Below are 12097 nucleotides of genomic sequence, written 5' to 3'. Positions count from 1 at the left end.
GAAGGAGAGGGCGTCCGTGTTCACGAGCGTATTGATGATCGAGCAGCCGCTGACCGCGGTGGACGTGGACTTCGTCACCACCCTGCACGGGGACGACGCGGTCTCCTTCATCGTCCTCATGCAACCCCGGGGCGACCAGGACCGACTGCTCCGCGCCATCGACGACGTAGCGCTCGGTGAGATTCCGGAGGCCATCCGTGAGGGTGACGAGCCCGAGGGCGAGGCCGCCCTCGGCCCGGCCGCGCACGCCCTCGCGCACTCCCTGAACGCGCTGCGCGCCAAGGGCGCCAAGGCCGTCGGACAGCTCGTCGAGGACCACCCGCTCGACAAACTGAAGTCCGTCGTGGACGAGCACGACGCCGACGAGGTGATCGTCCTGACCGCCCCGCACTTCGTGGAGGAGTTCTTCCACCGGGACTGGGCCTCGCGGGCCCGGCACAAGGTCGGCGTTCCCGTGCTCAAGCTCTTCGCCCACAACGAATAGGCTTGGGGCCAGTCAGAGCCCCACGCGCACCCGCAAGAAACACGATCCTGGAGCGACCTGAATGAAGCCCGGCCTGCCGACCGCCATGGAACGGCCCCACTTCATCGGCATCGGCGGCGCCGGCATGTCCGGCATCGCGAAGATCCTGGCCCAGCGCGGAGCGCGGGTGGCCGGCAGCGACAGCCGCGGTGACTCCGAGACCGCCGAGGCGCTGCGCGCCCACGGCGCCACGGTGCACGGCGGCCACGCGGCCGACAACCTCGCCGCCGACTCCACCTGCGTGGTCGTCTCCAGCGCGATCCGCGCCGACAACCCGGAGCTGGCCCGCGCCGCCGAGCTGGGCATCCCCGTCGTGCACCGCTCCGACGCGCTGGCCGCCCTGATGGACGGGCTGCGGCCGATCGCGGTCGCCGGCACGCACGGCAAGACCACCACCACCTCGATGCTGGCGGTGTCCCTCTCGGCCCTGGGCCTGGACCCCTCGTACGCCATCGGCGGCGACCTGGACGCCCCCGGCTCCAACGCGCACCACGGCGAGGGCGACATCTTCGTCGCCGAGGCCGACGAGAGCGACCGCACCTTCCACAAGTACACCCCGCAGGTCGCGATCATCCTCAACGCGGAGCTCGACCACCACGCGAACTACGCCTCCATCGACGAGATCTACGAGTCCTTCGAGACCTTCGTCGGCAAGGTCGTGCCCGGCGGCACCCTCGTCGTCGCCCACGGGCAGGAGGGCGCCGCCGAGATCGCCCGCCGCGTCGCGGGCAGGGAGGGCCTCACCGTGGTCACCTACGGCGAGGAGGAGGGCGCCGACGTCCGCATCACCAAGATCACCCCGCGCGGCCTGACCAGCGAGGTCACCGTGATCCTGGACGGCCGGATGCTCACCTTCACCGTCTCGGTCCCCGGCCGCCACTACGCCCACAACGCCGTCGCGGCCCTCGCCGCGGGCGTGGCCCTCGGCATCCCGGCGCACAACCTGGCGAGCGCCCTCGGCAAGTACACCGGCGTCAAGCGCCGCCTCCAGCTCAAGGGCGAGGCCGCGGGCGTCCAGGTGATCGACTCCTACGCGCACCACCCCACCGAGATGACCGCCGACCTGGAAGCCATCCGCGGTGCCGCCGGCGACTCCCGGATCCTGGTCGTCTTCCAGCCGCACCTCTTCTCCCGCACCCAGGAGCTCGGCAAGGAGATGGGCGAGTCGCTGGCCCTCGCCGACGCCTCCCTGGTCCTGGACATCTACCCGGCCCGTGAGGACCCGATCCCCGGCGTCACCAGCGAGCTCATCATCGCGGCCGCCCGGGCGGCGGGAGCCGACGTGACCGCCGAGCACGACAAGGCGGCCGTCGCCGACGCCATCGCGGGAATGGCCAAGCCCGGTGATCTCGTTCTCACCATGGGCGCGGGCGACGTCACGGACCTCGGTCCGGCCATCCTCGCCCGGCTGTCGAGCTGAAGGTACGAGGGAGCGGGAGAGTCATGTCCTACGAGGTCGAGAAGACGGACGAGCAGTGGCAGGCGGAGCTGACCCCGTCCGAGTACCAGGTACTGCGCCTGGCGGGCACCGAGCCGGCCTTCCGCGGTGAATACACGGACACCAAGACCGAGGGCGTCTACTCCTGTCGCGGCTGCGGGTCCGAGCTGTTCCGCTCGTCGGAGAAGTTCGAGTCGCACTGCGGCTGGCCGTCCTTCTACGACCCGAAGGACACCGACGCGGTCGAGCTGATCGCGGACACCTCGCACGGGATGGTCCGCACGGAGGTCCGCTGCGCGAAGTGCGGCTCCCACCTGGGCCACGTCTTCGAGGGCGAGGGCTACCCGACCCCGACGGACCAGCGGTACTGCATCAACAGCATCTCCCTGCGGCTGTCCCCGACGGAGGGCTGACGCGCACGCGCGGTCCCCGGGCCGCGCGCCCCGGCCGCCTCGACGAGCCCCGGACCCCGACGGGTTCCGGGGCTCTCGCGCACCCCGGCGGCGTCCGTACGCCCGCCTCGGGAGGTCACCTCACCCGCCCGGGGCCGCGAACGCCCGGGCGACGGCCAGGCTGTCCTCATGGACGTGGTGCCGGATCCACGGCGTGGCGCCGCGACCGTGCTCGGCCTCCGGCCGGTCGAGCTTCCGGTCGCCGCGCTCGGCGTACAACGCGGCGATGCGCTCGGGCCCGCCACGACGATCACCTCCGAGGTGAACCAGGCCGGTCTCCTCCACCGGTTGACCGGCGGCCGGAACCGGCCGGGGCGGCCTTGGTGTCGAGTACGTCGCGGTTCGATTCCGATCCGATCTCTGGCCTGCGATGATTTCCCGGAACTAGCACGCTTCGGGCTCGGAAGACACCTATCCGAAACTCCGCCATGTCTGGTTATGATCGGCCTCCCGCCGTCCCCCGCTCGCGAGGACCGATGTCTCCCACAGAACCCGAAGGCATACGACGGCAGTCGACGACCCGTCGGCGACGCACCGTGCGTCTGCGCACCCTGCTCATCTGGCTGGCCGTGGTCCCCACGGTCGCGATGGGCACCCAAGTGACGGTGACCGCACAGCGGTTGCTGGCCCAGTCGGAGAAGCTCCGGTCCGACGTGGCGGCCGCCGAGCAGGTCGGCGCCCCGCTCTACACGCTCATGGTCGACATGCAGGCCGAGCGGACGGCGACCGCCGCCCGTTGGGCGGGCAGCGACAACTCCGAGGGTGAACTGCGCGTCCGGCGCGAGGCCACGGACCTGGCCGCGGCCGAGTTCCGGCGACTGGCGGTCGACCCCTCGCGGTCCTTCTCCGAGGTGACCCGGCAACTGGAGAAACTGGCCGCGTACCGGCAGCGCGCCGATGCCCGCAGCGGCGCCGCCGACAGCACGCTGGCCTACTACTCCGAGGTGATCGGCAAGGTCATCCAGGTGTACCAACAGGAGTTCAGCCACGCCGAGGACGCCGAACTCGCCCAGGCGAGCCGCCCCGTGGTGTCGATGCTCCAGGCCACCGAGATGGTGGCGCGCGAGGACACCGTCCTGGCCCTGGCCGGGCCGTCCGGGGAACTGACCTTCGTCGGCTACGACCAGTTCGTCAGCGCCCTGGGCGCCCAGCGGTACCTGCACGAGGCGCTGATCGTGCCGCACCTGACGGCCCGGGACCAGCGGTTCTACGAGCGGGTCGTGGGCTCCGCGGACTGGCAGACCAAGACCCGCATCGAGAGCGCGGTCCTCTCCGGCCACAAGGACATCGTCACGGGCATCAGGCTGCCCGCCGAGGTCGGCGGCTGGTCGTCCGCGCACGCCAACTTCTCGGTGCAGATGACCACGCTCAACATCGACCTGGCGCGCTCGGTCCTCGCCCGCGGCGAGGCCAAGGCCGGGGAACTGCAGACCGAGGTCGCCTGGCTGATCGGGGGCAGCGCCGGCGGGCTGCTCGCCGTGGTGGTCGTGGTCTTCTTCACCACCCGGTCGGTGCTCCGCCGCCTGAACGACCTTCACGAACGCACGGTGACCGTCGCCGAGGAGACCCTCCCCGACGTCGTCGCCCGGCTCCAGCGCGGCCAGTCCGTGGACCCGGACGCCCTGCCGGCCGTGACCGGGGACCGGGACGAGGTCGGACGCATCAGCGACGCCTTCGCCCGAGCCGTCGAGGTCTCCGTCGACGGACACCGCCGACTCGCCGCCGAGCGGCACGGATTCGGTCTCTTCGCCTCGGGTATCGCCTCGCGCACCGGAAACCTGGTCAGCCGCCAGCTGAGCCTCACCGAGGACCTCCAGGACACCTTCGGCCACGACGAGGCGCTGCTCGCCGAGCTGATGCGGGCCGACCAGTTGACGGTCGGCATGCGGCGGCAGATCGAGAACCTCCTCATCCTGGCGGGCGGCGAGGTCCCCGACCCGCACACCGAGCCCATGCGCGTCGCCGACCTGCTGCGCGAAGCGGCGGCGGAGGTCGAGGACTTCCGGCGCATCGAGCGCCAAGCCCTGGACGAGACCAGCGTGGAACCGAGCGCGATCAGCCAGATCAGCCACCTGCTCGCGGAGCTGCTGGACAACGCCACCCGGTTCTCCCCGCCGAAGTCCAAGGTGGTCATCCGCGCCGAACTGGTGACGGACGGCCTGTCGGTCGAGATCGAGGACCGCGGGCCGCGGGTGAGCCCGGAGCGCTACGAGGAGATGAACGGGCGCCTGCACGAGGCTCCGCCGTACTCCGTGCTGGCGCAGAACGCGCACCGGCTCGGCCTCTTCGTGGTCGGTCACCTCGCCGACCAGCTCGGCGCGACGGTCACCCTGCGCCGTTCGGTGTACGGGGGCACCTCGGCGGTGGTGATCCTGCCCCGGCACCTGCTGGTGGCGTCCGACCCGCAGGCCCCGCGCGAGATCGAGCCGCAGCCCCGGGTCCTGGAGTTGCTCCCGGCCCCGACCCGGGCCCCGGCCGCCTCCGTGTCGAGCGTGCCCGCGGTGCGCGAGCCCGTCCCCGAGCATGCCCCCGAGCCCGAGCCCGAGCCCGAGCCCGAGGCCCAGCCCGAGCCCGAGCCGGTCGTGCACACGAGCGCCGGGCTGCCGAGCCGCCGTACGAAGGCACCCGTGGCGGTCGCCGCGGCCGTGCCCGCGCCCGCGCCGGCACTCGTACCCGTACCCGTACCGGCGGCGCGTCCGGCCCTCCCGGAGCGCGTCCCGCAGACCCACATCGCCGAACAGCTGCGCGAGCCCCGCGCGCAGGAAAGCGTGGTCCGGCCCGACACCGCGACACCCGAAGAGGTGGCCGATGCCTGGGCGGACTACGAACAGGGGACCCAGACAGTGGAAGAAGAGCTCCGACGGGATCAGCCATGACCACCTCACCGAACACCACGGCAGCCAACGACGCGATCTACAGCGTCCTCGACAACAACCTGAGCAGGATCGCCGGCGTCCAGGGAGCCGTGCTGCTCTCCAACGACGGCATCAAGCTCAGCGCCTACCTGCTGGACGAGCCCCAGGCCGAGCGCATGGCGGCCGCGGCCTCCGGCATCGCGTCCACGATGAAGGCGATATCCCGGGAGATCGACGGCGGACGTGTCATCCGCCAACTCGTCGAGATGGACGACCGGTACCTCTGCATCGTCGGCTGCGGCGAGGGCAGCACGCTCATCGTGGTGACCTCCCGCAAGGCGCGCCTCGGCGAGCTGGGCGGCGAGGCCGTACGGACCGCCCAGGCGCTCGGCGAGTGGCTGGGCACCCCCGAGCGCGGCCAGCCGTCCGCGTAATGCCGCAGGACGAGCCACAGTCGCAGCCGACAGGCCGCCGCCGCACGCGGCTGTACGCCCTGACCGACGGGCGTACGGCCGCCGCGCACACCGTCCTCACCATGGACACCACCATCACGGCGGCGGCCGACGGCGAGGTGGACGGGACCCTGCCCACCGAGTGGCAGGAGATCCTCGCCATGTGCGCGCCGCCGGGCGGGCGGGCGGTCGCCGAGATAGCGGCGCGGATGCACATCCGCCTCACCCCGATGACGCTGCTCCTCGGCGAACTCGCCGACCGCGGGCTGATCCACCACCGGCCGCCCCTGGCGGTCGCCGAGACCACCGACGTCCACCTGCTCCAGAGAATCAGGGACAGCCTTGCCCGGATATGACACGACCGCCCCGCGGGATCAGGAACGACGAACGGACCCGGTCAAGATCCTCGTCGCCGGTGGGTTCGGGGTCGGGAAGACGACCCTGGTGGAGACGATCTCCGAGATCGAGCCACTGCGCACGGAGGAGCGGCTGACGTCCGCCGGGATCGGCGTCGACGACCTCGACGGCATCGAGTCCAAGACGGTGACCACCGTGGCGATGGACTTCGGCCGGCTCACCCTCACCGACGCCGGTGTGGTCCTCTACCTTTTCGGCACGCCCGGCCAGGAGCGCTTCTGGTTCATGTGGGACGACCTGCTGAACGGGGCGCTCGGGGCGATCGTGCTGGTCGACACCCGCCGCCTGGACCGCAGCTTCCCGGCGGTGGACTTCTTCGAGAGCCGCGGACTGCCCTTCGTGGTCGGCGCGAACTGCTTCCACGGCGAACAGCCCTACACCGCCGAGGAGATCGGGGCCGCGCTGCACCTACGGGACCCGAACACGCCCGTCCTGATGCTCGACGCCCGCTCCCGTACGGACGTCCGCGGCTCCCTGCTCGCGCTGCTCGACCTGCTCATCGCCAAGGCGCAGGCCCCGGCGACCGTCAGCGGCTGAGCTCCGGCCGGGATCCGGTCACCGAGGCCAGGTGGTCCGCCAGGTTCCGGTGCGGGGCCCAGCCCTGGGCCCGGGCCCGGCCGAGGTCCAGGACCACCGGGTGCGCCAACTGGTCCACCGCGTAGCGGCTGAGGGCCGGTTCGGTCCCGGACACCGTCGCCACCGCCTCCGCGATCCGGGCCGCCGCGCCGGCCACCGGCAGCGGGAGGTGCCGGATCCGGGCCCGGACGCCGTGGGCGCGCAGGACCGCGCGGACCGCCGCGTCACGGCCGTACGGCTCCGCGTCGGCGATGTTGTACGCGCCCGGCGCCCAGCCCGCCGCGCGCAAGGACGCACGGGCCAGGTTCTCCACCGCCGTGAGACTGAGCCGTACGTCCGGGCCGGGCAACAGCAGGGTGCCGGCCCGGACCCGGGACAGCAGCCGGGGCAGCAAAGTGGTGTCGCCCGGCCCGTACACGGCCCGCGGCCGCAGCACCACCGCCCCGGCGGCCAGCGCCAGGTCCTCGCCCTCCGCCTTCGTCCGCCCGTAGGCGTTCAACTGCCCGGCACGCGGGTGGTCCTCGTCGACCAGGCCGCGGTCGTGCCGGGGGTCGTAGACGCTGGCGCTGCTCACCCACACCACGGGCCGCCCGCCCGCAGCCCCGAGCAGTCGCCGTGTGCCGTCCACGTTCACCGCGCGCATCAGCGCGGCGGCCCGCGAACCGGGAGCCGGATCGCCGACGGCCGCCGCGCAGTGCACCACCAGCTCCACGCCCGTCAGGTCCGGCTGCTCCGCGGCCGCGTCCCAGGAGCGGTGCCTGCCCACCGGGCCCGGCCTGCGCCCCAGGCACACCACCTCGGCGCCGGCCGCCGCGGCGGCCCGGGCGACGTGCCCGCCGCAGAAGCCGCTCGCGCCGGTGACCGCGATCACGCCCGGCTCCCGCGGAGCCCGGCCCGTACGGTCAGCACGCGCCAGCCCGGCAGCGCCGCCCCCCGGTCCACCCGGGCCCGGGTCACCACCGGCCGGTACGGGGCCAGCGCGCCCAGGACGTCGGCCAGTTGGGCCCGGGCGAGCCGGGCCCCGGGGCACGCGTGCGGTCCGGCGCCGAACACCAGCCGATCCACGGCCGGGCCGGCGGGCCGCCGGGCGTCCGGGTCCCGCCGGTGCGCCCCGGCCGCGTGCCGGGCGACCAGCAGCAGCCGGTCGCCGCCGCGCACCGGGCAGCCGCCCACGACCCCGTCCGCCGCGGCCACCCGGGGCAGCAGCGGCGAGGCCGCGGTGACCCGCAGCAGCTCGTCCGCGAGCACCGGCCGCAGGCCCTCGTCCGCGGCCTGCTCCCACAGCCCCGCGTCCGCGCACCAGGCCACCGCCCGGGGCAGCGCGGCCACGGTGGTGTTGACGGCGGCCACCGCCACCATCGCCGGCAGGGCTTCGCCGGACGGTCCGAGGAGCAGGCGGAGCCCGTCGGCGGCGTGAGCCGCGGCCGCCTCGGCGCGCGGGCGGCGCGGCCCCGGCAGATGGCTGCGTACGGAGGCGGCCGCGGCCCGCGCCGCCGCCTCCGCGACCGCCCGCGGATCGGCGCCGGACCCCAGCAGGGCGCACACCACCGAACCGGACAGCTCCCGCGCGAGGTCGACGAGGTCCACCTCGCCGCCCCGATCCAGCGGCGCGAGCCCGTGTGCGAGCAACGGTCGCCAGAGCGACCGCAGATCCTCGACGCCTGCCCCGCCCAGGGAGCCGGCGAGACCCCGCCGGTCCGCCCGGTGCCCGGCGCCCTCCTGGTCGAACAGCACACCCCCGGCCCCGGCCGCGCCGTCGCCCAGGGCCGACCGCGCGGCCGCGCCCGTCGTGCCGGCCGCCGTCCGGTCGAGCGGCAGCCGGGTCAGGGCCTCCCGGTAGGCCTGCGGGCCGTGCACGAGCAGGGTCCGGCCGAGCCGGCGCACCGGACGCCCGCGGGTGGCGGCCAGCAGCCCGAACAGCAGCGGATGGCTGCGCAGATAGACGCGGCGGTCGCGCCGCCGGGCGCGTGTCTGGGACACGGCGGTCATCGGCCGGACACCTCCAGCCGGCGGGCCGCCAGCGCGGCCGTCGCCGCCCGGTCCGGTTTGCGCGAGCGCCCCGACAGCGGGATCCGCGCGAGCAGCAGGGCGTCGGGCCGGGCCGTGCCCATCCGCCGGACCGGCTCCGACAGGGCGGCGCGCAGGGCCTGTTCGTCCGTACCGCGCCGCGGCTGTACGACGGCCACGAGCCGTTCGTCGCCTTCGCCCGCCGGGATCCCGACGAGCACGGCCAGCTCCACCCCGGGGACGTGCAGGGCGGGCTCGTACAGCCCCGGGTAGATGTTCTCCGCCCGGCGCAGCACCATGTCCTTGGTCCTGCCTTCGAGGACGATGCGGCCCGCACCGTCCAGCCGTGCCCGATCGCCCGTCCGCACCCACGGGTCGGGCTCCTCCCCGAGGTAGCGGTGGCGGGCGGCGGGGCCGGACAGCAGCAGCTGCCCGCTGCCGTCCGGCTCGGCGCGTACGCCGGGCAGTGGCGCCCCGACCAGGTCGCCGGGCTCCCCGGCCGCCTCGAACGCGGACTTCTCCCGTGCCTCGACCGCGGCGGCGGGGAACAGTTCGGTCAGCGCGTACACCCCCCAGGCTTCGGCCGCACCCGCCGCCCGGACGCGTTCCAGCAGCCCGGCGCCGGCCGGGGCCGAGCCCGTCCACACCCGGCCGTGGAAGCGGGCGCCCGCGCCCAGCGCGTCCCGCAGCCGGGGCGGCGTCAGATAGGTGTCCTGGGGACGCAGTCGGTCCAACTGGCGCGCCAGGACGCGGGAGTTGCCCGCCGGGAGGGCGACGGCCGCGCCCCGGGCCAGCGAGGGGACGAGGACGAAGAAGGTACCGCCGAGCACCGGCAGGTCCCCGCGCGCGTCGAACAGGGCGGAGACGGTGCTCATGCCGGCGGCCAGACTCGCCCGGGTGTGGACGACGGCCCGCGGCAGGGAGGTGGTCCCGGAGGTGAACACGATCACCGCATCGGCGTCCCCGTCCCGATCGGCGCCGGGCGCGGGCACACCCCGGCGGGACGCGCCGAGGTCCAGCGCGGGCGCGCAGCCCGGCAGCCGGGGCCCGACCGTGGCCACCGGCCCCAGCTCGGCCAGGTCCGGCAGCGCCAGGTGGGCCCGGCGGGCCAGCGGCCGGGCCCAGCCCGCCACCGCCTGCGCGGCCGCGTCGGCCAGCACCAGCGCGGGCCGGGCCAGTGCCAGGCGGGCGCGCAGCACGTCGGGCCCGGCGCCCGGGTCCAGTACGGCCCCCCGCAGCCCGAGCCGCCACAGCGCGAGCAGCACGGCCAGGGCGCGCGGACCGGGGCGCACGGCGACGCCGACGGTGTCCCCGGTGCGCAGGCCGCGCGCGTGCAGGGCCGCGGCGAAGGCGTCCGCCAGCTCGGCGAGTTCGCCGCGGGTGACCCGTACCCGGGGTGCGCCGGTCCGGGTGGCGGTGAGCACGGCGGGCCGCTCGGGCCGGGCGCGCAGCGCGTGGTCGAGGTGGTCCAGCATCAGCGGGGGTCGTCCGTTCCGTGCGTGCCGCTGCCCTGGTCCAGGTACCAGCGGGCGGTGCCGGCGAGCCCGTAGGCCCGCAGGCGCCGCGTCGAGTTCTCCACGACCATCTCCCGGCAGTGCGTGATCCGGTCGGTGTGGCGGCGTACGGCGTTGAGGAAGAGCCGGTCGGTCGGTGACGGGCGCCGGGGCATGCCACCGACGGTCAGGTACAGCTCGGCGGTGATGGCCATGTTGTTCCCGGCGTGCATGCGGTACGGCGCCCGGTAGCCGCGGCGCCGGGCGTGCTCGGGCCGTAGCCGGCCGAACAGCGCGGCGAGGGCCACCAGCGCGCCGAACCCGGCCCGACCCACCGGTCCGTGCTCGTCGCGCCGGGCCACGATCCGCCCGCACACCAGCCCGGGGCTACGGATCAGCGCGCCGCGTGCGGCCCCGGTCCAGCCGGGCCCGGGCAGGCAGTCGGCGTCCGTCCGGGCGAGCAGGGCCGCGCCGCGGTCGATCGCGTACCGGAAGCCGGTGTCCACGGCGGAGCCGACCCCCTTCTCCGGCTCCTCGATCACCTCCACCGGGAAGGGCGCGCCGGCCGCGAACGCGCGGGCCACGGCGCCCGTGCCGTCCGTCGAGGCGTTGTCGACGACCAGCAGGGTGAAGTCCCGGTCCCGCTGCGCCGCGAGCGCCCGCAGGGTGTCGGCCAGTCGGGCCTCCTCCTCGTGAGCCGGCACGACCACCCACATCGGCGGGGCGGCGGCCGTCACGACTTCTCCCAGACCATCGTCATGATGCTGATGCCGCCGCCCAGACCGACGAACAACACCCTTTCCCCCGGATCCAGTTCGCCGAACACCCGGTCCAGCTGGAGTCCGATGCTCGCGCTCGCGACATTGCCGAGCTCGGGCACCGTCACCACCAGCTTCCCGGCCGGCACCCCGGTCAGCTCCGCGAACCGCTCCAGATACGGCACCGTCACCTGGTGCACCAGCACCTTGGCGAAGCCGTCCACGTCCATCCCCACCCGGTGCAGCGTCCGGTCGATGACGGCGGTGCCCACCTTCTCGAAGACGCCCCGCAGTTCGTGCCCGTCGCCGCGGAAGTAGGTGTACGCGTCCCCGCGCGGGTGTCGTGACCCGCCGCCCGGGATGCCCCCGACCTCCCAGTGCTCCGAGTGGGTCTCGGTGTCCACGTCGATGATCCCGCCGCGCTCCACCGCCTCCACGACCACGGCCGCCCCCGCGTCGCCGAAGGTGTATCCGGCGAAGCAGTCGCGCAGCTCCGCGAGGTCGGCGGGGTCCCTGCGCACCGCCCGGCTCGGCGTCTCACCCGTGACCACCAGGGCTCGCCGCGCCCGCCCGGCCAGGATCATGGAGCGGGCGAGGTCGATCCCGTTGACGAAGCTGTTGCAGGCGTTGGTGACGTCCACGGCGTGGGCCCGCGAGCCCAGTTCGGCCTGCACGATGTGCGCGGTGGCCGGCTCGACCAGATCGCGGGAGGCGGAGGCGAACAGCAGCAGGTCGACGTCGAGCGGGCCGAGTCCGGCGGCGTCCAGGGCCCGCCGGGCGGCGCCCACCGCGAGGGTGGAGGCGTACACGCCCTCGCCCGCGACCCGGCGGGAGACGATCCCGGTGGCCTGGGTCAGCAGCCTCGGCGGCAGGGTGAGCCCACTGCGGCGCGCCACCTCCCGCTGGAGCGCGTCGGAGGAGCGCACCTCGTCGGGCAGCAGGCTGCCGACGGCGGTTATCCCGACGCGCGGCAGCGGATCACATGGCTGAATGAACATGCCCACACGATGACAAGCCGGCCGGTCCGGAACCTGAGTACGCGTGCTCAGTTCGGCACCCCGCACCGCACAGGCCGGCTGAGTACGGCGGCCGGGTGGACGAGCGCCCACCCGCCCGTCCCTGCCCA

Annotated in this window: 13 protein-coding genes; 7 read left to right on the top strand and 6 right to left on the bottom strand. The window is 74.5% G+C overall.

The features are described from left to right. The first annotated feature begins 16 nt into the window (after positions 1–16). The 3 genes from ACWG52_RS09205 to msrB all read left to right on the top strand — a co-directional run bounded on the left by ACWG52_RS09205 (position 17) and on the right by msrB (position 2374). A complete protein-coding gene (locus tag ACWG52_RS09205) occupies positions 17–484 on the top strand; it encodes an indole-3-glycerol phosphate synthase (RefSeq protein WP_389809272.1) in 468 nt (155 codons plus the stop codon). 61 nt (positions 485–545) lie between these two features. Further along, on the top strand, positions 546–1943 hold the full coding sequence (gene murC, locus ACWG52_RS09200) for a UDP-N-acetylmuramate--L-alanine ligase (RefSeq protein ID WP_389809269.1): 1398 nt from the start codon (positions 546–548) through the stop codon (positions 1941–1943). 23 nt (positions 1944–1966) lie between these two features. Continuing rightward, a complete protein-coding gene (gene msrB, locus ACWG52_RS09195) occupies positions 1967–2374 on the top strand; it encodes a peptide-methionine (R)-S-oxide reductase MsrB (RefSeq protein ID WP_030719873.1) in 408 nt (135 codons plus the stop codon). Between the two features lie 120 nt (positions 2375–2494). On the opposite strand, the gene ACWG52_RS09190 is transcribed toward msrB, so the two are convergent. Then, entirely contained in the window at positions 2495–2698 is a 204-nt protein-coding gene (locus ACWG52_RS09190; protein WP_390140361.1) for a hypothetical protein, read from the bottom strand. A 191-nt stretch (positions 2699–2889) separates the two neighbouring features. Here ACWG52_RS09190 and ACWG52_RS09185 point away from each other — a divergent pair, with 191 nt between their 5' ends. Genes ACWG52_RS09185 through ACWG52_RS09170 form a run of 4 tightly spaced genes read left to right on the top strand, consistent with a single transcriptional unit; the run spans position 2890 to position 6674 of the window. Next, positions 2890–5289: a sensor histidine kinase gene (locus ACWG52_RS09185; protein ID WP_453128408.1), complete on the top strand. Its 2400-nt coding sequence runs from the start codon at positions 2890–2892 to the stop codon at positions 5287–5289. Continuing rightward, on the top strand, positions 5286–5702 hold the full coding sequence (locus ACWG52_RS09180) for a roadblock/LC7 domain-containing protein (protein WP_202199133.1): 417 nt from the start codon (positions 5286–5288) through the stop codon (positions 5700–5702). Before ACWG52_RS09185 ends, ACWG52_RS09180 begins: the two co-directional genes overlap by 4 nt. Then, positions 5702–6076 carry a DUF742 domain-containing protein gene (locus ACWG52_RS09175; protein WP_369475488.1) on the top strand — a complete coding sequence of 125 codons (375 nt, stop codon included), beginning with the start codon at positions 5702–5704 and terminating at the stop codon, positions 6074–6076. The genes ACWG52_RS09180 and ACWG52_RS09175 overlap by 1 nt, the downstream gene beginning before the upstream one ends. Further along, the gene (locus tag ACWG52_RS09170; RefSeq protein ID WP_033217746.1) at positions 6063–6674 is read left to right on the top strand and encodes a GTP-binding protein; all 612 of its coding nucleotides are present in this window, start codon (positions 6063–6065) and stop codon (positions 6672–6674) included. Before ACWG52_RS09175 ends, ACWG52_RS09170 begins: the two co-directional genes overlap by 14 nt. Here the strand turns inward: ACWG52_RS09170 and ACWG52_RS09165 are convergent. Genes ACWG52_RS09165 through ACWG52_RS09145 form a run of 5 tightly spaced genes read right to left on the bottom strand, consistent with a single transcriptional unit; the run spans position 6664 to position 11969 of the window. Then, entirely contained in the window at positions 6664–7584 is a 921-nt protein-coding gene (locus tag ACWG52_RS09165) for an NAD-dependent epimerase/dehydratase family protein (protein ID WP_389809258.1), read from the bottom strand. The genes ACWG52_RS09170 and ACWG52_RS09165 overlap by 11 nt on opposite strands. After that, positions 7581–8702 (bottom strand): cytochrome P450, encoded by a 1122-nt coding sequence (locus ACWG52_RS09160; protein WP_389809255.1) that lies wholly within the window; start codon positions 8700–8702, stop codon positions 7581–7583. Before ACWG52_RS09160 ends, ACWG52_RS09165 begins: the two co-directional genes overlap by 4 nt. Further along, positions 8699–10195 carry an AMP-binding protein gene (locus ACWG52_RS09155; RefSeq protein ID WP_389809252.1) on the bottom strand — a complete coding sequence of 499 codons (1497 nt, stop codon included), beginning with the start codon at positions 10193–10195 and terminating at the stop codon, positions 8699–8701. The genes ACWG52_RS09160 and ACWG52_RS09155 overlap by 4 nt, the downstream gene beginning before the upstream one ends. Further along, positions 10195–10950 (bottom strand): glycosyltransferase family A protein, encoded by a 756-nt coding sequence (locus ACWG52_RS09150; protein WP_389809249.1) that lies wholly within the window; start codon positions 10948–10950, stop codon positions 10195–10197. Before ACWG52_RS09150 ends, ACWG52_RS09155 begins: the two co-directional genes overlap by 1 nt. Beyond that, positions 10947–11969, bottom strand: a complete 1023-nt coding sequence (locus tag ACWG52_RS09145) for a 3-oxoacyl-ACP synthase III family protein (RefSeq protein WP_389809246.1) — start codon at positions 11967–11969, stop codon at positions 10947–10949. The genes ACWG52_RS09150 and ACWG52_RS09145 overlap by 4 nt, the downstream gene beginning before the upstream one ends. Positions 11970–12097 lie beyond the last annotated feature (128 nt).

Source organism: Streptomyces sp. CLCI03, from assembly GCF_053615355.1.
Note: the sequence above shows the minus strand (reverse complement) of the source record. Positions and strands in the feature narration are given on the sequence as shown.

Bases quoted from the DNA above. Each gene is read 5' to 3' on its own strand.
- ACWG52_RS09175 (WP_369475488.1), top strand. From the start codon at position 5,702: ATGCCGCAGGACGAGCCACAGTCGCAGCCGACAGGCCGCCGCCGCACG.
- ACWG52_RS09145 (WP_389809246.1), bottom strand. From the start codon at position 11,969: ATGTTCATTCAGCCATGTGATCCGCTGCCGCGCGTCGGGATAACCGCC.
- ACWG52_RS09185 (WP_453128408.1), top strand. From the start codon at position 2,890: ATGTCTCCCACAGAACCCGAAGGCATACGACGGCAGTCGACGACCCGT.
- ACWG52_RS09155 (WP_389809252.1), bottom strand. From the start codon at position 10,195: ATGCTGGACCACCTCGACCACGCGCTGCGCGCCCGGCCCGAGCGGCCC.
- murC (WP_389809269.1), top strand. From the start codon at position 546: ATGAAGCCCGGCCTGCCGACCGCCATGGAACGGCCCCACTTCATCGGC.
- ACWG52_RS09160 (WP_389809255.1), bottom strand. From the start codon at position 8,702: ATGACCGCCGTGTCCCAGACACGCGCCCGGCGGCGCGACCGCCGCGTC.
- msrB (WP_030719873.1), top strand. From the start codon at position 1,967: ATGTCCTACGAGGTCGAGAAGACGGACGAGCAGTGGCAGGCGGAGCTG.
- ACWG52_RS09180 (WP_202199133.1), top strand. From the start codon at position 5,286: ATGACCACCTCACCGAACACCACGGCAGCCAACGACGCGATCTACAGC.